19 protein-coding genes and 1 pseudogene are annotated in these 20,218 nt (G+C 66.3%); 13 read left to right on the top strand and 7 right to left on the bottom strand.

Annotated features, from left to right (window positions below; translation table 11 throughout):
• The first annotated feature begins 80 nt into the window (after window positions 1-80).
• Window positions 81-560, top strand: a complete 480-nt coding sequence (locus tag WDN01_10565) for an Lrp/AsnC family transcriptional regulator (GenBank protein MEJ0026459.1) — start codon at window positions 81-83, stop codon at window positions 558-560.
• Window positions 561-564: 4 nt separating this feature from the next.
• Here the strand turns inward: WDN01_10565 and WDN01_10560 are convergent, their stop codons facing one another.
• Window positions 565-2,202 carry an MFS transporter gene (locus WDN01_10560; GenBank protein ID MEJ0026458.1) on the bottom strand — a complete coding sequence of 546 codons (1,638 nt, stop codon included), beginning with the start codon at window positions 2,200-2,202 and terminating at the stop codon, window positions 565-567.
• 151 nt (window positions 2,203-2,353) lie between these two features.
• On the opposite strand from WDN01_10560, the gene WDN01_10555 reads away from it, so the two are divergent.
• Window positions 2,354-2,917 carry a VOC family protein gene (locus tag WDN01_10555; GenBank protein ID MEJ0026457.1) on the top strand — a complete coding sequence of 188 codons (564 nt, stop codon included), beginning with the start codon at window positions 2,354-2,356 and terminating at the stop codon, window positions 2,915-2,917.
• A gap of 156 nt (window positions 2,918-3,073) precedes the next feature.
• On the opposite strand, the gene WDN01_10550 is transcribed toward WDN01_10555, so the two are convergent.
• The gene (locus tag WDN01_10550; GenBank protein MEJ0026456.1) at window positions 3,074-4,099 is read right to left on the bottom strand and encodes an aminoglycoside phosphotransferase family protein; all 1,026 of its coding nucleotides are present in this window, start codon (window positions 4,097-4,099) and stop codon (window positions 3,074-3,076) included.
• Window positions 4,100-4,140: 41 nt separating this feature from the next.
• Between WDN01_10550 and WDN01_10545 the strand changes: the two genes are divergently transcribed.
• From WDN01_10545 to WDN01_10535, 3 genes are all read left to right on the top strand, one after another.
• The gene (locus WDN01_10545) at window positions 4,141-5,964 is read left to right on the top strand and encodes an acetyl-CoA hydrolase/transferase C-terminal domain-containing protein (GenBank protein ID MEJ0026455.1); all 1,824 of its coding nucleotides are present in this window, start codon (window positions 4,141-4,143) and stop codon (window positions 5,962-5,964) included.
• A gap of 91 nt (window positions 5,965-6,055) precedes the next feature.
• Complete coding sequence (locus WDN01_10540) at window positions 6,056-6,814, top strand: hypothetical protein (GenBank protein ID MEJ0026454.1); 759 nt, start codon at window positions 6,056-6,058, stop codon at window positions 6,812-6,814.
• 11 nt (window positions 6,815-6,825) lie between these two features.
• A complete protein-coding gene (locus tag WDN01_10535) occupies window positions 6,826-7,563 on the top strand; it encodes a DUF5666 domain-containing protein (GenBank protein ID MEJ0026453.1) in 738 nt (245 codons plus the stop codon).
• On the opposite strand, the gene WDN01_10530 is transcribed toward WDN01_10535, so the two are convergent.
• A complete protein-coding gene (locus WDN01_10530; GenBank protein ID MEJ0026452.1) occupies window positions 7,514-8,476 on the bottom strand; it encodes a LysR family transcriptional regulator in 963 nt (320 codons plus the stop codon). The genes WDN01_10535 and WDN01_10530 overlap by 50 nt on opposite strands.
• Window positions 8,477-8,576: 100 nt before the next feature.
• Between WDN01_10530 and WDN01_10525 the strand changes: the two genes are divergently transcribed.
• Both WDN01_10525 and WDN01_10520 read left to right on the top strand, forming a co-directional pair.
• Window positions 8,577-8,906, top strand: coding sequence for a nuclear transport factor 2 family protein (locus WDN01_10525; GenBank protein MEJ0026451.1), 330 nt, complete (start codon window positions 8,577-8,579; stop codon window positions 8,904-8,906).
• Window positions 8,903-9,685 carry an SDR family oxidoreductase gene (locus WDN01_10520; protein MEJ0026450.1) on the top strand — a complete coding sequence of 261 codons (783 nt, stop codon included), beginning with the start codon at window positions 8,903-8,905 and terminating at the stop codon, window positions 9,683-9,685. Before WDN01_10525 ends, WDN01_10520 begins: the two co-directional genes overlap by 4 nt.
• A gap of 15 nt (window positions 9,686-9,700) precedes the next feature.
• On the opposite strand, the gene WDN01_10515 is transcribed toward WDN01_10520, so the two are convergent.
• Window positions 9,701-10,054 carry a hypothetical protein gene (locus WDN01_10515; protein ID MEJ0026449.1) on the bottom strand — a complete coding sequence of 118 codons (354 nt, stop codon included), beginning with the start codon at window positions 10,052-10,054 and terminating at the stop codon, window positions 9,701-9,703.
• A 200-nt stretch (window positions 10,055-10,254) separates the two neighbouring features.
• Window positions 10,255-10,857 (bottom strand): glutathione transferase GstA, encoded by a 603-nt coding sequence (gene gstA / locus WDN01_10510; GenBank protein MEJ0026448.1) that lies wholly within the window; start codon window positions 10,855-10,857, stop codon window positions 10,255-10,257.
• Between the two features lie 97 nt (window positions 10,858-10,954).
• On the opposite strand from gstA, the gene WDN01_10505 reads away from it, so the two are divergent.
• Window positions 10,955-12,001 carry a serine hydrolase gene (locus tag WDN01_10505; GenBank protein MEJ0026447.1) on the top strand — a complete coding sequence of 349 codons (1,047 nt, stop codon included), beginning with the start codon at window positions 10,955-10,957 and terminating at the stop codon, window positions 11,999-12,001.
• Here WDN01_10505 and WDN01_10500 read toward each other — a convergent pair whose 3' ends face one another.
• Together WDN01_10500 and WDN01_10495 are read right to left on the bottom strand one after the other, a co-directional pair.
• On the bottom strand, window positions 12,002-13,690 hold the full coding sequence (locus tag WDN01_10500) for a DUF87 domain-containing protein (GenBank protein MEJ0026446.1): 1,689 nt from the start codon (window positions 13,688-13,690) through the stop codon (window positions 12,002-12,004).
• Window positions 13,687-14,505, bottom strand: coding sequence for an ATP-binding protein (locus WDN01_10495; protein MEJ0026445.1), 819 nt, complete (start codon window positions 14,503-14,505; stop codon window positions 13,687-13,689). Before WDN01_10495 ends, WDN01_10500 begins: the two co-directional genes overlap by 4 nt.
• A 460-nt stretch (window positions 14,506-14,965) precedes the next feature.
• On the opposite strand from WDN01_10495, the gene WDN01_10490 reads away from it, so the two are divergent.
• The 5 genes and pseudogenes from WDN01_10490 (at window position 14,966) to WDN01_10470 (ending at window position 20,180) form a co-directional block, all read left to right on the top strand.
• On the top strand, window positions 14,966-15,523 hold the full coding sequence (locus tag WDN01_10490; GenBank protein ID MEJ0026444.1) for an aldehyde dehydrogenase family protein: 558 nt from the start codon (window positions 14,966-14,968) through the stop codon (window positions 15,521-15,523).
• A 61-nt stretch (window positions 15,524-15,584) separates the two neighbouring features.
• Window positions 15,585-16,615: pseudogene (locus tag WDN01_10485) on the top strand (alkene reductase).
• Window positions 16,612-17,148, top strand: coding sequence for a flavin reductase family protein (locus WDN01_10480; GenBank protein MEJ0026443.1), 537 nt, complete (start codon window positions 16,612-16,614; stop codon window positions 17,146-17,148). The pseudogene WDN01_10485 and the gene WDN01_10480 overlap by 4 nt, the downstream one beginning before the upstream one ends.
• Before the next feature lie 112 nt (window positions 17,149-17,260).
• The gene (locus tag WDN01_10475; protein ID MEJ0026442.1) at window positions 17,261-17,800 is read left to right on the top strand and encodes an NAD(P)H-dependent oxidoreductase; all 540 of its coding nucleotides are present in this window, start codon (window positions 17,261-17,263) and stop codon (window positions 17,798-17,800) included.
• A gap of 16 nt (window positions 17,801-17,816) precedes the next feature.
• Window positions 17,817-20,180 carry a phosphoketolase family protein gene (locus WDN01_10470; protein MEJ0026441.1) on the top strand — a complete coding sequence of 788 codons (2,364 nt, stop codon included), beginning with the start codon at window positions 17,817-17,819 and terminating at the stop codon, window positions 20,178-20,180.
• Window positions 20,181-20,218 lie beyond the last annotated feature (38 nt).

Here is a 20,218-nt window from a genome sequence, read left to right as displayed (position 1 = left end):
CGCAGCACAGAAATATTATTGCGCTGGACCGGCGAGAAGGGTTAAATACCGCTCGTTTCCATTCAGTCGAAGGTCCTGCCGTGGAGCATCACAAGCTCGATTCCATCGATATGCGCATTCTGTCCGAACTTCAGGCGAATGGGCGCATCACCAATGTCGAACTGTCCCGCCGCGCGAAGATCACCGCGCCGCCCTGCCTGCGCCGGATGCGGGCGCTGGAGAAGACGGGGTTCATCCAGGGATACCATGCCGATCTGGACGCCAAGGCGCTCGGCTTCGAGGTGACGGCCTATGTCTTCGTACGGCTTTCCAGCCAACACGACACGGACCTGAAACATTTCGAGGAACGGGTGCGCTCATGGCCGGCGGTACGCGAGTGCTACATGCTGTCGGGCGAGGTGGACTTCCTGCTGAAATGCGTGGCGACCGACCTTTCCAGCTTCCAGCGCTTCGTGACCGAGACGCTGACGGCGGAGAAGAACGTCGCCAGCGTGAAGAGCTCGCTGGTGATCCATTCCAGCAAGAACGAAGCCGGGGTTCCGCTGGACGTGCGGGCTTAAGCGACTATCCCGTGATATCCCGCCCCTTGGTCTCCGGCAGGAACAGCAGCGTCACGACGAAGCCGATCGCGGCGATGCTCACCGGATACCACAGCCCGGCATAGAGATTGCCCGTCGCCGCCACGATGGCGAAGGCGATGGGCGGCAGGAAGCCGCCGAACCAGCCCACCCCCAGGTGATAGGGCAGCGACAGCGCCGAATAGCGGATGCGCGTCGGGAACAGCTCGACCAGCGTCGCCGCCTGCGGCCCATAGAGCGCGGCCGCCGCGATCACGAAAACCAGCAGCAGGCCGAACGCCAGCGGAAAATCGACCCGGCGCGGATCCGCGGCCGCCGGATAGCCCGCCGCGGTCAGCGTCGCTTTCACCTCGGCGGCGAAATTCTTCTGCGCGGTGGCGAGCGCGGTTCTCGCCAGCACCGTTCCGTCGATGCTGGAGAGCGTCACGGTGCCGATACGGATGCGCGCCAGCTCGCCCGGCGGGGTCGCCTCGTTGCGATAGGGCACGCCGAGATTGGCGAGCGTGCTTTTGGCGATGTCGCAGGAGCTGGAGAATTTCGACTTGCCGATGAGGTCGAACTGGAAGGAGCAGTCGCCGGGCGCTGCGAACACCGTCGCCGGCGCCTTGGCGATGGCCTCGGTCAGGCCCGGATTGACCGCGCCGGCCAGGAGCTGGAAGCCCGGCACGAAGGAGACCGCCGCGAGCAGAAGGCCGCCCAGCATGACCGGCTTGCGCCCGACCCGGTCGGACAGTCGCGCGAAGAAGATGTGCAGCAGCGCGCTCGCCACCGTCACGCTGAGAATCAGAAGGTTCACCAGGCGCGGCTCGACCTTCAGCACGCGCTCCAGGAAGAACTGGGTGTAGAACTGCGCCGTGTACCAGACGGCGCCCTGGCCCATCAGCAAACCGATCAGCACGACGAGCACGATGCGCAGATTGCGCCAGCGCAAGAAGGTTTCCGAGAGCGGCGCGCGCGAGGTGGCGCCCGACTCTTTCAAAGCACGGAAGGCCGGCGATTCGTCGAGTTTGAGGCGAATCCAGATCGAGATCGCGAGCAGGATCGCCGACAGTAGGAACGGCACGCGCCAGCCCCAGGCGGCGAAGGCATCCTCGCCCATGGTGCTGCGCAAGATGAGGATGACGCAAAGCGCCAGGAACAGGCCGACCGTCGCCGCGACCTGAATCCAGCCGGTCGCGGCGCCGCGCCGCTCGCGTGTCGCATGCTCGGCGACATAGACCGCCGCGCCGCCATATTCGCCGCCGACCGCAAAGCCCTGCAGCACGCGCAGCGCGATCAGCAGATAGGGCGCCAGCCCGCCGATCGCCGCGGTGTCGGGCAGAAGCCCGATGGCGAAAGTCGCAAGGCCCATGATGACGATGGTGAAGAGGAAGGTGCGCTTGCGTCCCGTCCGGTCGCCGAAATAGCCGAACACCAGGCCGCCGAACGGGCGCACCGCGAAACCGACCGCGAAGGTCAGGAGCGCGAAGATATAGCCCTTGGTCTCGCCCGCGCCGGCGAAGAAATGCCGGCTGACGATCGACAGCAGCGAGCCGAAGATGAAGAAGTCGTACCACTCGAACACGGTGCCGGCGGACGATGCAGCCAGCACCAGTCCCATGCGCGTGCGGCGCGTTTCGGCCATCTACCAACTCCCCCGGGCGGGCCAGAACTAACGCAGCGGGGCTGCGGGCTCAACCTCTAACATTCGCGGCGACGTTCCTGGAGCCGGCGGCTTGCGTTCGTCGTCCGCGTCCGTTTCTGATAGGCTTCGGCCTGGGAAGAGGGAGCGCGTCATGGGCAACAGGGAGTTCGATCTTCAGGGCGTCAACCATCTGGCGCTGGTGTGCAAGGACATGGCGCGCACCGTCGATTTCTATGCGAATGTGCTCGGTATGCCGCTCGTCAAGACCATCGAGCTGCCGAACGGCATGGGCCAGCATTTCTTCTTCGACCTCGGCAATGGCGACAGCCTCGCCTTCTTCTGGTTCCCGCACGCGCCGGACGCCGCGCCCGGAATCGCCTCGGCCGCGCGGGGCGTCATCCCCGGACCGTCCGCACACGGATCGATGAACCATGTCGCGATCAATGTGCCGGCGGAGCGGATCGACGAATATTACGAGAAGCTCCTCGCCAAGGGCATCAAGGCGAGCCGGGTGATCAACCACGACGATTCGCCGATGCAGGCGAGCCTGGAGCGCACGCCTACGACCTTCGTGCGCTCGATCTATTTCTACGATCCCGACGGCATCGCGCTGGAATTCGCCGCCTGGACGCGCCCGCTCGGCACGCCGGCCGATGTCGCGATCCAGCCGGCGAAAGCGGAAGACAAGACGCGCTACCTGGAGCCGGTGAAATAGCTTTCCTCCCCCGCGTTTGCGGGGGAGGTGCCGAGCGCAGCGGCGCGTAGCGACAGCGTGCGCGCGAGGGGGCCTGCGCGGGGCGGCGGGCTCCCTCCGTCACGCCTCCGCTCCGCTACGGCGTGCCACCTCCCCCGCAAACGCGGGGGAGGAAATCTAGCGCTGCGCCGCGAGCGGAAAATACGCCTGCGCCAGCATGTCCAGATCGAGCGGCGGCTCGACGATCATCTGCATTGCGCAGGCGCGGACGAAGGACTTGTCGGCGTCCGCGGTCAGGTATTCCACCGGCGACTTCCCGTCGACGCGGGCGAGGAACAGAATCGGCAGCAGCCGCGCCGTTCGGCGGTCGATGTCGTGCGCCTTCTCCCAGGTCGCGCCCGCAAGATAAGCGGTCTTCATCGCCGCGAAGGCCTGTGCATATTGCGCGGACCACTCGGGGTGCCATACTGCTTTCAGCAGGAAATGGTTCAGGCAGAAGGCGAGGTCGAAGGCCGGGTCGCCGAAGCACGCGGTCTCCGCGTCCAGGAACACCGGGCCGTCCGGACCGCACAGGATGTTCTTGGGCGAGATGTCGCCCTGCATCAGCGCGATGCGCGCCGCTGCGAGGCGCCCCGCCTCGTCGCGGATCGCCGTCGCCAGAGGCGGATGCCGCTCACCCGTAAACAGCAGATAGGGCTCCAGCCGCAACGCCTCGAATTGCGCGCCATGGGCGAAAGCATCCGCGATATCGGCCCGGCCCGCCGTCGCGCCGTGGATGCGCGCCAGCGCGGCTCCAGCCGTGGCCGCGAAGCTGGTGTCGATGCGGCCCGCCGCCAATTCATTCTTCCAGACGGGATAAGCCTGCGGCGGCAGGAATTGCATCGCGAACATGTGTCGCGCGCGGTCTTCGCCGAGGATCTTCGGTACCCAGCGCGGATCGACGGTGGAGACCAGCCGGATCCAGGCGACCTCGGTTCCGGAGCGCTCCGGCGGCGCCCGCCAATCCGCCGCGACGTTGAGCTTCTCCAGCGCCCGTTTTACAACCACGGGCGGCCGGCCTTCCGCGTCGACGCGCCAGATGTCGCAAGAGACGCCGCCGGCAAGCCGCGTCAGGGCGAAGTGTTCGCCGTCGGCGACAAGGCCCATCCCGGCCAGCGCCTCGCCGACCCCGCGCAACTCCTCGGCCTGTTCCCTTGGCGTCATAACCTTTTATAACCGTTCGCTCGCCCCGCACCTAGATATGCATGCCCGAGACGTTCACCGATCCGGAAGTCCTCGCCGAGGCGATTATCGCCATGGTCGGCCGCAGGATCGTGCTCGGCCTGCCGCTCGGCCTCGGCAAGGCAAACCATGTCGCCAACGCACTGTTCCGGCGCGCGATGCGCGATGCGGCGATCGACTTGCACATCTTCACGGCGCTGACGCTGGAGGCGCCGGCGCCCAAGAGCGAGCTCGAGCGCCGTTTCATGGCGCCGATCTCGGAGCGTCTGCTGGGCGGCTATCCGCCGCTCGACTACGCCGTGGCGCTGCATCGCGGCGACCTGCCGCCCAATATCCGGGTGGACGAGTTCTTCTTCCTGGCCGGACGCTGGCTCAGCAACGGCCCGGCGCAGCGCAATTACATCTCGGCCAACTATACCCATGCCGCGGACTATCTGCTGGCACGCGGCGTCAACGTCGTCGCCCAGCTCGTCGCGCGGAAGGGCGAACGCTACAGCCTGAGCTGCAATCCCGACCTCACGCTCGACATGCTCGACGCGCGCAAGGCGGGCCGCGCGAAATTCCTCCTGGTGGGGCAGGTCAATTCCGAACTCCCCTTCATGCCGGGCGACGGCGATCTTCCCGCCGAGACGTTCAACCACATCCTCGAAGGCAACGATTTTCCGCTGTTCGGCGTGCCGAAACAGCCGATCTCGACGGCGGAATATGCCAGCGGCATCCACATCGCGCGGCTGATGGCCGACGGCGGCTCGCTGCAGATCGGCATCGGCGAGGAGGGCGATGCCGCCGTCCAGGCGATGATCCTGCGCCATCGCGAGACGGAGGCGTTCGCCGCGGCGGTGGACCGGCTCACCGGCGGCGCGCCGGCGCTCGGAATCGAACAGCGCACGCCCTTCGCGCAGGGGCTCTACGGCATCAGCGAGATGCTGGTCGACGGCTTCCTCGCGCTGATCGATGCCGGCATCGTCAGCCGCGCCGTCGACGGCGTTCTGGTGCATGGCGGGTTCTTCGTCGGACCCGGCAGCTTCTATCGCCGCCTGCGCGAGATGGCGCCGGACGATCTGGCGCGCATCCAGATGACGCGCATCTCCTTTACCAACGCGCTCTACGGCGACGAGGCGGCCAAGCGCGCCGCGCGCGTGAAGGCGCGTTTCGTCAACAGCGCGATGATGGCGACGCTCCTGGGCGCGGTGATCTCCGATGCGCTGGAAGACGGACGTGTGGTCAGCGGCGTCGGCGGCCAGTTCAATTTCGTCGACCAGGCCTTCGCGCTCGAAGGCGCCCGCTCGATCATCGCGGTTCCCGCGACGCGGGGACAGGGGCGGCGGATGCAGTCGAACATCCGCTGGTCCTATGGCCACACCACGATCCCGCGCCATCTGCGCGACATCGTGGTCAGCGAATACGGCATCGCCGACCTGCGCGGACGCAGCGACGCCGACGTCGTGGCGCAGATGCTTTCCATCGCGGATTCCCGCTTCCAGGACGAACTGCTTCGGCAGGCCAAGGACGTGGGCAAGATCGCGCGCGCGTATGAAATCCCCGCCGCCCATCGCGACAACCATCCGGGGCGCATCGAACAGGCGCTGGTGCCGCTGCGCGCGCGGGGCCTTTTGCCCGATTATCCGCTCGGCTGCGATTTCACCCCGGTCGAGCGGCGCCTGTTGCCGGCGCTCGAGCGCCTCAAGGATGCGACGCCGCTCCAATTGGCGGGCTTCGCCGCGGCCGGCCTGTCGCCGGCACCGGACGAGTCGGAGGCGTTACAGCGTATGGGACTGCGGACGCCGAAAGGTTGGACCGAACGGCTCTATCGCGCGCTCCTGCGCGGCGTCCTGACCGGAACGTGAGAAACATCACCGCCGCGTGAAGCGCGTTTGCGGTCCGTGCATCGCGCGCGCCGCCGGGCTAGTGTCGCGCCGCGCAACCGGGGAGGACCGCATGTCGCGCCAATGGATGGTCGCCGCTTTTGTGGCGGCGACGCTCGCCGCCGCGCCGGCGCTCGCGAGGACGCCGGCCATTGTCGCCGCCGCCATTGCCGATACAGGCCGGCCCGACGCCGACAAAAAGGTCGATGACGAGCGCAAGCCCGGCGAGATGGTCGTCTTCGCCGGCATCAGGCCCGGCAGCCGCGTATTGGACCTGGCGCCCGGTGGCGGCTACTTCACGCGCATCTTCGCGAAAGTGGTGGGCGACACGGGCTGGGTCTACGCCTTCGTGCCGGCGGAGCTCGATCCGATCATCGCCAAGCGCTCCCCGGGCGTCGACATCAAGAAGCAGTTCGCCGCCTATCCCAATGTCAGCGTGCTGCACGGGCCGATCAACAGCCTCGCCGCGCCGGAATCGCTCGACGTCGTGTGGACGGCGCAGAACTATCACGACTTCCACGATCCGATGTACGCGCCGGCCGATCTCGCCCTGGTCAACAAGGCCGTCTTCAATGCGCTCAAGCCGGGCGGCGTCTTTATCATTCTCGACCATGCGGCGGCGAACGGCTCGGGCCTGCGCGACACCAACACGCTGCACCGGATCGACGAAGCAGCGGTCAAGAAGGAGGTCCAGGCGGCGGGCTTCGGGTTCGTGGGCGAGAGCAATGTGCTGCGCAACCCCAAGGACCCGCGCGACAAGCCCGTCTTCGATCCCGCGATTCGCCATCATACCGACCAATTCATCCTGAAATTCATCAAGCCGAGACACTGACAAGGATGCGGATGCGCGCCCGATTTTTCACGCTCGTTTCGGGCGCTCTTCTTTTTCTCGGCTCGGCGCAGGCGGATCCGCCGGCGGTTCCGGCCGTTCCCGTCGTTCCGGCGGTGCCCGCGGCCGCGCCTTCTGTCGGCGGCGCCGCGCAGCGCTATCGCGGCACGCTGACGGCGTTCGACGGGCCGTTCCTCACGCTGACGCTGGCGGGCAAGAAGACCGTGACGCTCGGCATGACGGTGGAGACGCGCATCGTCCACAATCGCGCCCTGATGCTGGCCGATCTCCAGACGGGAAGCTATGTCGGCGCCGCGGCGCTCAAGGGCGCCGACGGCAAGCTGCGCGCGCAGGGCATCCGCGTCTATCCGCCCGAGATGCGCGGGCAGGGCGAGGGCGAATACGCCATCGATCCCGCGAACCCGATGCGGCTTCTGATCAACGGCGCGGTCACGTCGGTGACGCCCGGCGGCATCGGCGGCGTCGTGACGGTCGCCTTCCGCGGCGCGGCCGTTGCGGCGGGAAGCGAATGCGCCGGCCGCGCGGCGCCGGACGGCTGCAGCGGCGCCGCCGCGATCCAGTTCGCGCGCGGCGTGCCGATCATCGGGATCGAGGCCGGCAACACCGCGCAGCTCCTGCCCGGCGCGACGGTGAGCGTCTCGGCGGCGCCCGACGCCACCGGCACGCTGGTCGCGACGAGCGTCACCGTGGAGCGCGACGCGCCGCCGCCGAAGCTTCCCGTCGCGCCTTGAAAGCGGGACCCGGCCGGAGGTCCTTGTCCAGCAGGCAGTCGATGAACGCCCGCAAGGCGGGCGACTGGTTGCGCCGGTCGGGGTAGTAGAGAAAGAGCCCGAGCAGATGCGGCGACCAGTCGGCGAGCACGCGCTTCAGCCGGCCGGCGGCGATCGCGTCGTCGACCTGGTCGTCGTCATAGGCATAGAGGATGCCCAGACCCTGCAGCGCGGCGGCCAGCGCGAGCTCCTGCGAGTTCGTGATCAGCGGGCCCTCGACGGCGATTTCCGACGCCTTGCCCTTCTTCCGGAAGCGCCAGCGGTGGATCGTGTCGCTGCCGGGAAAGCGCCAGTTGATGCCCGCGTGGCGATGCAGGTCGACCGGGATCTTCGGCTCGCCATGGCGCTCCAGATATTCGGGAGAGGCGACGATCAGGATCGGCACGTCGGGCGTCAGGCGGACGGCGATCATGTCCTTCTCCAGCCGCTCGCCGACGCGGATTCCGGCGTCGAAATGGCCGGCCACGATGTCGCTGAGCCCGTCGTCGACCGCGACGTCGAGCACGACATCCGGATGCATGCGATGAAAGCGCCCGAACCGCGGCGCGATGAGCTTCTTCACCGCCATGCCGGGCGCGTTGATGCGCAACGTCCCCGCGACCCGCCCGGCGGCGGACATGGCCTCCCCGACGGCGGCGTCCATGTCCCGGATGATCGGCGCGATGCGCTCGTAGAGGCGCTCGCCCTGCTTCGTGGGGGCGACGCTGCGCGTCGTCCGGTTCAGCAACGCGACGCCGAGCCGCGTTTCGAGCTGGCGGATCGTCTGGCTCAAGGCCGAGGCCGAGAAGCCGAGATGCTCGGCGGCGCGCGCGAAGCTCGAGCGTTCCACGATGGCGGCGAAAGCCCTCAATTCGGCGAACTCGGAGCCGCGCATTATATATTATTCTCTAAATAACGAAGTTCAATTATACGATATTATCTTATGCGGGGAAATCGCCATCCTTCTACCGTCGAAACGACGGAGAGCAAAGGACATGGACGATCTGAACCTTCCCGAACCCATCGCCGCTTATTTCGCGGCCGACCGCTTCGACAGCGAGGCCGTCGGGCAATGCTTCACGAACGACGCCGTCGTGAAGGACGAGGGCCACACCTATTCCGGCGTCGCGGCCATCAAGCAGTGGAAGGCCGCGACCTCGGCCAAATACACCTATACCTGCGATCCCTTCGCCAAGGAGCAGGCCGACGGGACGACCGTCGTGACCTGCCATCTCGAAGGCAATTTTCCGGGCGGCAAGGCCGACCTGCGCTACTTCTTCCGGCTGGAGCGCGGCAAGATCGCCCGTCTCGAGGTCATCCCATGAGCTTCGATCTGGAGCTTGCCGGCCGCCGCGCGCTCGTCACCGGCGGCACCAAGGGCGTCGGCGCGGCGGTCGTGGAGGCGCTGCACGGCGCAGGCACGCGGATCGTCGCGACGGCCCGCGCGGTCCCGTCCCAGGCGCGCGACGGCGTCCAGTACGTGGCCGCCGATCTGACGACCGCGGACGGCTGCGCGGCGGCGGCGGCGTTCGCGCTCGCCCGTCTCGGCGGCGTCGACATCCTCGTGAACGTGCTGGGCGGCTCCAGCGCCCCGGCCGGCGGCTTCGCCGCGCTCGACGACTCCGAATGGGCGAAGGAACTCAACCAGAACCTGATGCCGGCGGTTCGCCTCGACCGCGCGCTTCTTCCTTCGATGATCGCGCAGGGGTCCGGTGTCGTCATCCATGTCACGTCGATTCAGCACCAGCTTCCCCTGCCGGAATCGACGACCGCCTATGCCGCCGCGAAGGCCGCGCTTTCGACCTACAGCAAGAGCCTTTCGAAAGAGGTGACGCCGAAGGGAATTCGCGTGGTGCGGGTCTCTCCCGGCTGGGTGGAGACCGAGGCGGCCGTGGCGCTGGCCGAACGTCTCGCGCAGCAGGCGGGCACCGACTATGAAGGCGGCAAGAAGATCATTATGCAGAGCCTCGGCGGAATCCCGCTCGGGCGGCCCGCGAGGCCGAAAGAGGTCGCCGATCTCATCGCGTTTCTTGCGTCGCCGCTGGCGGGCGCCATCACGGGCACGGAATATGTCATCGACGGCGGAACGGTGCCGACGGCCTGAACGCGCGCGCCGCCGTCAGTCGATCCACAGCCCGCGCTTGCGATGCCAGTCCTCGATCGACTGCTTGGGATATTCCCGGAATTGCTTGTCGCCCGGCCCGATGTCGGGCGCCACCCAGCTCGGCTTGTAGCCCAGCATCAGATGCACCTTCGACGGCGGCCTGGGCAGTGCGGCGTCGATCGCCGAGGCGAAGGGATGCACCAGGTCGGGCCAGGCGTCGTCGTACATCCAAAGCGCCGTGGCGCATTTGGAACAGAAATGCCGCTGGCCCGTGCCGGTGCGGCAATGTCCGTCGTCCTCGCGGATTTTCGCGTGGTAGACGCGGATCGCGCGCTTGCCGTCGATCTCGAGCGTCTCGAAATCGCCCATGAGGTTGATGGCAAAGGCCGCCGCCGCCCGCCGTCTTGCGGCAGATCGAGCAATAGCAGAGCTGATAGGGATGGGGCGTGTGGCTCTGCAGGCGGAACGTCACCGCCCCGCAACGGCAGGAGCTTTCGAGAAGTTTCGGCATGCGCGCCTCCCATATCGGGTAAACCGTTCGGCCGGCGCGGCGTTCCAGCGACCCGGGGCTACGCCGTCAGCCCTTCGGTCTTCAGTGCCCGGTGCACGGCGGGCCGGACGGTGACGCGGCTGCGAAAAAAGGCGACGTTTTCCGGCACCTCGATCTTCTGGAAGATCGACCAGCTCGTCATCACGAAGAAATAGGCGTCGGCGACGGTGAAGGTCTCGCCGGTCAGGAAGCTCTTGCCGCCCAGTTCCTTGCCGGCGAAGGCGAAGTTCTTGACGAGCTTGGCCCGCGACTCCGCCTTGACCTCGGCCGACGCCTCATGGCTGAAGAGCGGCGTATAGGCCTTGTGCATCTCCGAATTCACGAAGGTCAACCATTCGATCACCCGATAGCGCGCGATATCGCCGACCGGCGGCAGGAGGCCGGATTCCGGCCTGAGATCGGCGAGATATTGCACCACCGCCGGCCCTTCGCTCAGCAGCGTGCCGTCGTCCAGCAGCAGCGCCGGCACATAACCCTTGGGCGCGATGGCGTAGAAATCCTCGCCCGAGGCGGTCTTATGCGCCTTGATATCGACCCTCTCATAGTCGAGCGCCAGCCCCGCCTCTTCCGCCACGATATGCGGTGAGAGCGAACACGCACCCGGAGAATAATAGAGCTTCATGGTGGACCTCGGACGGGACGGGCGGACTGTGCTTTGGGACGGCCGCGCGATCAACCCGTGGCTTTACGGCCCTCGCGCGTGTGCCTAGGGTCCCGGCATGAGCGATCTCATACCCCTTCCGCCCCAGCCCGCCGGCACGCCCTGGCCGACGCAGGACTGGCCGACCGGCGATGTCCCTGCGTCCGCCGACCGGGCGCGCCTGGACCGGCTCGTCGACTATGCCTTCACAGCCGTCCTGCCCGACGATCTGCGCGAGACGCATGCGCTGGTCGTGATCCGGGGCGGCCGCCTGGTCGTCGAGCGCTACGGCGCCGAGGTGACCGCCGCCGATACGTTGCCGTCCTGGTCGGTCGCCAAGAGCATCACCCAGGCGCTTGTCGGCCTCGTTGTGAAGGACGGCCTGGCCGATATCGCCGCGCCAGCCCCGGTGCCGGAATGGCAGGCGCCGGACGATCCGCGCCGCGCCATCACGCTCGACCAGATGCTGCGCATGTCGGACGGCCTTAGCTTTCTCGAAGTGTATACGCCGGAGGGGCCGTCGGACACAGTCGCGATGCTGTTCGGCGAGGGCCGGGACGACGTCGCGCATTACGCCGCGCAGAAGCCGCTCGCGCACCCGCCGGGTACCTTCTGGTCCTATTCCAGCGGCACAGCCAATCTGGTGGCGCGCGCCGTTTCGATCGCCACGGGCAAGTTCGGCGCCGACTTCGAGGCCTATATGCGCGAGCGGCTGTTCGGACCGCTCGGCATGGCCTCGCCGGTCCCGAAATTCGACGCGGCGGGCACTTTCATCGGCTCGTCCTATTGCTTCGCGTCGGCCCGCGACTTCGCGCGCTTCGGCCTGCTCTATCTGCGCGACGGCGTCTGGGACGGCGCCCGCCTGCTGCCGCAAGGCTGGGTCGACTATGCCCGCACGCCGACCTGGCAGCAGTCGATCGAAACCGGGCGCTATGGCGCGCATTGGTGGCTCGACATCGCCGGCCCTGGGAGCTTCTCGGCGAACGGCTTTCAGGGACAGTTCGTCGTGGTCGTGCCGGACCGCGATCTCGTCATCGTGCGCCTCGGCGCCACGACCGAGGACACGATCGAGAGCGTCAAGCAGTGGATCAGGGACATCGCGGAATGCTTCCCGCGGCTGGCCTGACTATTCGCGCTCCCGCCCGCCCTGGCGCCAGCGTGTGACGATGGCGTCGAGCGAGGCGCGCTCGATCTTCTGGCCCTTCCAGGATTTGGAGAAGCCGGCGTTCATGTTCTTCGGCACATTGCCGCGGCCGAGCACGTCGAACTTGATGCGCATCGGCATCGAGACGCCCTGGCCGAGCACGATGGCCTCGCGGTCGCCGAGCAGCGGCAGGAAGTCGAGCAGATCGATCATGCCTTCATAGGTGTTGGCGCGGATGACCTGCTGGTCGCGCTCGCTGGAAAGACGCATGGCGACCGCCGTGCCGCATTGCGACAGGATGTTGGGATCGAGGTCGGACGGCCGCTGCGTGACGAGCGCCAGCGAGAGCGAGTATTTCCGGCCCTCCTTGGCGATGCGCGACAGGGCCGCGCGGGTCGGCACGAAGGTCGCGTCCTGGCCGGCGGGGGCATAGCGATGCGCCTCCTCGCAGACCAGCAGCATCGGCACCGCGCCGTTGCTCCAGACCGCGAGATCGAAGGCGAGCCTGGAGATCACCGAGATGATGACGTCGAGGATCTCCGGCGGCGCGGTGGAAAGGTCCACCACGGTGATCGGCCGGCCCTCGTTCGGGATGCGGAACAGGCGGCTCAGGACGTCGGTCATCGTGTCCTGGATGGTCAGGCTGCCGAACATGAAATTGTAGCGCTGGTCGGCGACCAGGCTCTCGATCTGGGTCTTCAGCCGGCGATAGGGCAGCGTCATATGCGTGCGTTCCAGCTTGCCCAGCCGGTCGTCGATATAGGCGGTGACGTCGGACAGGCGGAATGGCGCGGGCGTGTCGACGCTGATGACGGTGGAGATTTCCTGCGGCCGGCGCGCGCGGCCCGCCGCGGCCTCCGAATAGCGCCGCTTGGCGTAGATCACCGCCTCGCTCAGGATCTCGATCTCGGCGTCGTGATGCTGGTCCTTCGAGGTCAGCGCCGCGGACAATTCGGTGAAATTGAGCAGCCAGAAGGGCAGGTTGAAGTTGTTCAGCGTGATCCGCTCCACCATGCCCTCGAAGGCGGTGGCGTATTCGTTGTGCACGTCCAGGATGACGACATGGGCGCCGGAATGCTCGTAGAGCAGCCGCTGCAGGATCGCGGTCAGGGCGCAGGACTTGCCCGAGCCGGTCGAGCCCACGACGATGAAATGCTTGGCGAGCAGGTCGTCGGTCAGGAGCCGGGCCGGCACGCTCGGGTCCTGGAACAGGGTGCCGACCTTGACGCTGGCGACCGCCGGCGGGGCGTAGACGCGGGTCAGGTCATGGCGGTCCGCGAACAGGACGGGATCGCCGATCGAGGGAAGCTGCGTCACGCCGCGCTTGAACGTCAGGCGCTTGGAATTCTCGTCGATCGCCACCTCGCCGGCGAGGTTGATCTCGATGAGGCCCATCTCCTCGGGGCCGTCGGCGCTGGGCATCGGCGCGGTCATCGCCGACACGAGCCCCATCACGGCGGAGGCCGGCGTCACGATCTTGACGAGGGCGCCGATCTGCACGCGCGGATCCTTGGCCGCGACCGCGCTCTTGGTGCGATGCTCCAGCACGGCGATGCAGTGCGAACCGGCGACGGACACGACATGGGCGATCTGCACCGGCGGGGTCGCCGGCACGCCCCGGCGCTCCTTGGCGGGGGCGGGCGGTGCAGGCGGACGGAAGACCTGGTTCATGGCGCGGCGCTCCGCGGCAGGGTGAGGAGGACGGTGGTGCCCTGGCCTGGCTTGCTTTCGATGAAGATGTCGCCGCCGTGCTGGTGCGCCAGCCCGCGGGCGATGGGAAGGCCGAGGCCGGCGCCTTCCTGGGTGCGCGACAGATGGCCCTGCACTTGGCCGAAGGGCTTGAGCGCGACGGCGATCTGGTCGGGGGACATGCCGACGCCGGTATCGGCCACGGCGACGCTGGCGCCGCCGTCGGGGTTGGCGCGCGCCACCAGGACGATGCGGCCGCGCTCGGCGGTGAATTTGCTGGCGTTGGAGAGGAGGTTCACCAGCACCTGCTTGATGCGCTTGGAATCCACCGACAGCATCGGCAGATCGCGCGGCACGCGCACGTCGAGCGTCTGGCGCTTCTCGGCGATCGTCTCGCGCATCGTCTCGGCCGCGGCGTCCAGGATGTCGCCCAGGTCGGTCGGCTGGCAATTGAGCACGAAGCTGCCGCTCTCGATCTTGGAGATGTCGAGGATGTCGGACACGACCTCAAGCAGCCGGCGGCCCGATTTGGCGATGTGCTGGGCATATTCGGCGGTCTTGGGGTCCTTCTGCGACACGATCACGTCGGAGAAACCGATGATCGAGTTGAGCGGCGTACGCAGCTCATGGCTCATCGTGGCGAGGAAGGCGGATTTGGTGCGGCTGGCGAGCTCGGATTCCGCGCGCGCGGCTTTCATCGCCTGTTCGTGACGCTTGCGCATCGTCATCTCGCCGAGAGACTCCGCGTATCTCGACAGAAGCGATTCCCGAAGCGCGATCTTGCGCTGGCGTTGCATGCTAAGACGCACCCAGACCTACGTCCGGGAGTGTACGGACCTACACATTCACCCCGGGTTAACGCAGGTTTCGACCCGCGGTAACCGGCCGTTAACCGCCGGCGGACGCCCCGGCGGCCCGCCGCGCGGGAAGACCGAACGCCCATGGGGCGATGGGGATGAGAGCAGGAATGGGCGATAAACAGCAGAACCCCGGCATTCAATCGTCCGTCCGCTTGCCATGCTATGAGCCGGAACAGCCAGCCAGGAGCGCGCCATGCCGACGGCAGATACCGGAACTTCAAGCACCAAGATCGCGGTCGTCACGGGCGGAAGCCGCGGTCTTGGCCGCAGCACCGTGCTGAGCCTCGCCGGGCGCGGGACAATCCCGACGTGAACACGCGTGTCGCGGGGATGACCGCCCTGGGGCGCGTCGGACTGCCCGAGGACATCGGCCCGATGATCGCCTCTCCCGCAGACCATGGAGCTGGGCGGCAAGTCGCCCAACATCTTCTTCGCCGACGTGATGGATCAGGACGACGATTTTCTCGACAAGACGCTCGAGGGCTTCGCGCTGTTCGCCTTCAACAAGGGCGAGGTTTGCACCTGCCCGTCGCGCGCCCTGGTGCAGGAATCGATCTTCGAGAAATTCATGGAGAAGGCGGTGGCCCGGGTCGCCAGGATCAAAGTCGGCAATCCGCTCGATCTCGGAACCCAGATGGGCCCGCAATGCTCGCAGGGCCAGCTCGAGAAGATTCTGGGCTATATCGACATCGGCAAGCAGGAAGGCGCCAAGCTCTACGGCCTGGGCGCCGGTGTGTGGTCGCGCAATGCCAACAACCTCTATCGCGTCGGCCGCGGGATCGAGGCCGGGCGGGTGTGGACGAACTGCTACCATCAATATCCGGCGCATGCGGCGTTCGGCGGCTACAAGCATTCCGGCTTCGGGCGCGAGACGCACAAGATGATTCTGGATCACTACCAGCAGACCAAGAACATGCTGGTCAGCTACAGCACCAAGGCCGCCGGCCTGTTCTGATCGCCGGTGCCCGTCATTGCGGCGAAGACGAATGCGTTCAAAGTGAACATCGAGGCTTCAAATGGAAAAGAGAACCGCCGACCCCGCCGACAGCGATCTGTTCCGGCCCGTCCAGCTCGGCCGCTATCGGCTTACGAACCGCGTCGTCATGGCGCCGCTCACGCGCAGCCGCGCCACGGCCGACGGCGTGCCGCGTCCGATCGCCGCCGGATATTATCAGCAACGCGCCACGGCCGGGCTGATCGTGGCGGAAGGCGCCAACATCTCGCCGCAGGGCCGCGGCTATGCCTTGACGCCCGGGATTTATACGCCGGCGCAGGTCGAGGCCTGGCAGATGGTGACCAAGGCGGTGCACGGCAAGGGCGGCCGCATCTTCGTCCAGCTCTGGCATGTCGGGCGCATCTCGCATCCGTCGCTGCAGCCGGATGGCATGCTGCCGGTTGCGCCCTCGGCGATCCGTCCCAACCTGCAGGCTTATACCGACAGCGGCTATCAGCCCTGCGTCGCGCCGCGTCCGCTTCATACCGACGAGATGCCGGACGTGATCGAGCAATACCGCATGGCGGCGCGCAATGCGCTCGCCTGCTTCTCGAAGTGACGGAGGCCGTGGCGCGCGTCTGCGGCGGCGATCGCGTCGGCGTGCGGATCTCGCCGGTATCGCCGGCCAACGACATTGGACCCGACAGCGATCCGCAATCGACCTATGGCTATGCCGTCGAGCAGTTGAACGCGTTCGGACTCGCCTATCTGCACGTCATCGAGGGCGCCACGCAGGGGCCGCGCGAGATGCCTGGCGGCTTCGACTTCCAGGCGCTGCGTCGTTCGTTCAAGGGCCTCTACGTCGCGAACAATGGCTATGACATCGATCTCGCGCTCGAAGCGCGCCGGCTGAACCATGCCGATCTCATCGCGTTCGGCAGAGCGTTCATCTCCAATCCCGACTTGGTCGAGCGTCTGCGCATCGGCGCGAGCCCGGCCGAACCCAATCGCGCGACGTTCTTCGGCGGCGGCAGGGAAGGCTATGCGGATTATCCGTTCCTGACGGAGAAGGAGCGCAAGGCGGCGCGCCTTGCCGCCTTGCCGGTTGGATGAAGGCGCTTGCGCTCGCCAAGGTCTATCAACTGCTGGAGCCAGGGCCGGTCGTCCTGCTGACGACCTCCAACAGGGGCCGGGCCAATCTCATGACCATGTCATGGCACACCATGCTGGACTTCGAGCCGCCGCTGGTCGCCTGCGTGGTCTCCGAAGGCGACTATAGTTTCGCGGCGTCGCGCAAGACCGGCGAATGCGTGATCGCCGTTCCCGCGGTCGCGCTTGCGTCCAAGGTCGTGAAGATCGGCAATTCGCACGGCGATGAGATCGACAAGTTCGAGCGCTTCGGCCTTACGCCCTTGCCCGCGCAGAGCGTCAAGCCGCCGCTGGTGGGGGAGTGTTTCGCCAATCTCGAATGCAAGATCGTCGATACGGTCCGGAAATACGATCTCTTCGTTCTCGAAGTGGTGAAGGCCTGGATCGATCCGGCACAGAAGAATCCGAAGACGATCCATCATCGCGGCTACGGCGCGTTCGTGGTCGACGGCCGGACGATCAAGCTGAAGTCGAAGATGCGCCAAAGCAGCTTATGAGCCGGATATCCCACGATTGGCTGATTTGCGTCAAAGTAGCCATAGGGGCGTTGTCTAAAAAGCGACCAGCCGCAGGAGGCGATCCGTCATGGGCAAAGTCTACGATGTCGCCGTGCTTGTCGGCAGCCTCCGCAAGGATTCACTCAATCGCAAGATGGCCCATGCACTTGCCGGACTTGCGCCGGCATCGCTGAAACTGGGGATTGTCGAGATCGGTCAGCTTTCGCTTTACAATCAGGACGACGACGCACAGCCGCCGGCGGCATGGACGGCATTCCGCGCTCGCATAAAGGCCGCCGACGCCGTCCTGTTCGTGACGCCGGAATACAATCGGTCCGTCCCGGGCGTGCTGAAGAATGCTCTCGATGTCGCTTCGCGCCCCTACGGTGCCAATGCGTGGGACGGCAAGCCCGGAGCGGTCGTGAGCGTTTCGCCCGGCGCAATCGGCGGCTTCGGCGCCAATCATCATCTGCGCCAATCGCTTGTCTTCCTGAATGTTCTGGCCTTGCAGCAACCGGAAGCCTATATCGGCGGCGCGGCGGGCCTGTTCGACGCGGACGGCAAGATCGCGAATGCGGGGACGCGCGCGTTCCTGCAGACGTTCATGCAGGAATTCCTGGCCTGGATCGAACGCAATGCCCAGACCCGATAGGCCGGAGAGAGCATCGATGCCTGCACCCCTGTCGCCCGAACTTCTGCGGAAAATGGACGCCTATTGGCGCGCGGCGAACTATCTTTCGATCGGGCAGATCTATCTCAAGGACAATCCGCTGCTCGAGATTCCGCTCGCGCCCGAGCACATCAAGCCGCGCTTGCTGGGGCATTGGGGCACGACGCCGGGGCTGAACTTTCTCTATGTCCACCTCAACCGTCTGATCAAAGAGAACGATCTGAACATGATGTACGTCATCGGTCCGGGGCATGGCGGCCCTGGACTGTTGGCGCAGACCTATCTGGAGGGGTCCTATACCGAGCGCTATCCCGCGATCGGGCGCGATCGCAACGGACTGCAGCGGCTTTTTCGCCAGTTCTCCTGGCCCTACGGCGTTCCCAGTCATGTCTCGCCGGAGACGCCCGGCTCGATCCATGAGGGCGGCGAACTCGGCTATTCGCTGCTGCATGCCCATGGCGCGGCGTTCGACAACCCGAACCTGATCGTCGCCTGCGTCATCGGGGATGGCGAAGCGGAAACCGGCGCGCTCGCCGCCAGCTGGCATTCCAACAAATTCCTCAATCCGGCGCGCGACGGCGCGGTTCTGCCGATCCTGCACCTCAACGGCTTCAAGATCGCCAATCCCACGGTGCTGGCGCGCATCAGCCGCGAGGAGCTGACCGACCTGTTGAGCGGCTACGGTTACGAGCCGCATTTCGTCGAGGGTCACGATCCAGCCCTCGTGCATCAAAGCCTCGCCGGGACGCTCGACAGGATACTCGTCCGGATTCGGGACGTTCAAAGCGCCGCGCGATCGCGCGGCGCGAACGAAAACGTCGAGCGTCCGCGCTGGCCGATGATCGTGTTCCGCACGCCCAAGGGCTGGACCGGTCCGAAATTCGTCGATGGCCTGCCGGTGGAGGGCACCTGGCGCGCGCACCAGGTGCCGCTCGCGGATCTCGACAAGCCCGGACATCTCCAGCAGCTCGAAGACTGGATGAGGAGCTATAAGCCGCAGGAACTGTTCGATGCGCACGGCAAGTTCCGCGAGGAATTCGCCGCGCTCGCGCCGACGGGGCATTGTCGGATGGGATCCAATCCGCACGCCAATGGGGGCGAATTGCTGCAGCCCCTGTCGATGCCTCATTTCCACGACTACGCCGTGGCGCTTTCGAGGCCCGGCGGCGTCCGGGCCGAGGCCACCCGTATCCTGGGCACATTCCTGCGCGACGTGATGAAGCTCAACCTCGTCAAGCAGAATTTCCGGCTCTTCGGTCCCGACGAGACGGCGTCCAACAGGCTGGAGGCGGTCTATGAAGTCTCCGGCAAGGAATGGATGGCACGAGTCGAGGACGTCGACGTCGACCTCAGCGCAAACGGCCGCGTCATGGAAGTGCTCAGCGAGCATCTCTGCGAGGGATGGCTTGAGGGCTATCTGCTCACGGGACGCCACGGCCTGTTCTCCTGCTACGAGGCCTTCATCCACATTATCGATTCGATGTTCAACCAGCATGCGAAGTGGCTGAAGGTCAGCCGATCGGTGCCCTGGCGCAAGCCGATCGCGTCATTGAACTATCTGCTTACGTCGCATGTCTGGCAACAAGACCATAACGGCTTTTCGCACCAGGATCCCGGCTTCATCGATCACGTCGCGAACAAGAAGGCCGATACCGTACGCATCTATCTGCCGCCCGACGCGAACTGCCTGCTGTCGGTGGCCGATCACTGCCTGCGAAGCCGCAACTACATCAACCTGGTCGTCGCCGGCAAGCAGCCCGAATGGCAGTGGCTCGACATGGATTCGGCGGTGCGCCATTGCGCCGCCGGCGCCGGCGTCTGGCAGTGGGCCAGCAACGACGGCGGCAGTCCGGACGTCGTCATGGCCTGCGCCGGCGACGTGCCGACTCTGGAGACGTTGGCCGCCGTCACGCTGCTGCGCGCACAGGTTCCCGGTATCCGTATCCGCGTCGTCAACGTGGTGGACCTGATGGTCCTGCAACCGCAGTCCGAGCATCCCCATGGGCTCGAGGACCGGGACTTCGACGAACTGTTCACGGCGGACAAGCCGGTGATCTTCGCCTTCCACGGCTATCCCACGCTCGTTCACAAACTGACCTACCGCCGGCGCAACCACGACAACATCCATGTCCGCGGCTATGGGGAGGAGGGTACCACCACCACACCCTTCGACATGGTGGTCCTGAACGATCTCGATCGATATCGCCTCGCCCTCGACGCCATCGCGCGCATTCCGCGGTTCGCCGATCGGGTGGAGCAGGCGGAGGCGCGTTACTGGGCCGCCATGGAGCGTCACAAGCTCTACATCGGCGAGCATGGCGAGGACATGCCCGAAGTGCGCGACTGGCAGTGGGATTTGTAAACGCCGGCCGCGCGGCTCGATCGGCGAGCGAGGCCAAG

Origin of the sequence: Rhizomicrobium sp., assembly GCA_037200985.1 — a bacterium.
Taxonomy (GTDB): Bacteria; Pseudomonadota; Alphaproteobacteria; order Micropepsales; family Micropepsaceae; genus Rhizomicrobium.
This window is presented reverse-complemented; position numbering and strand designations above follow the sequence as displayed.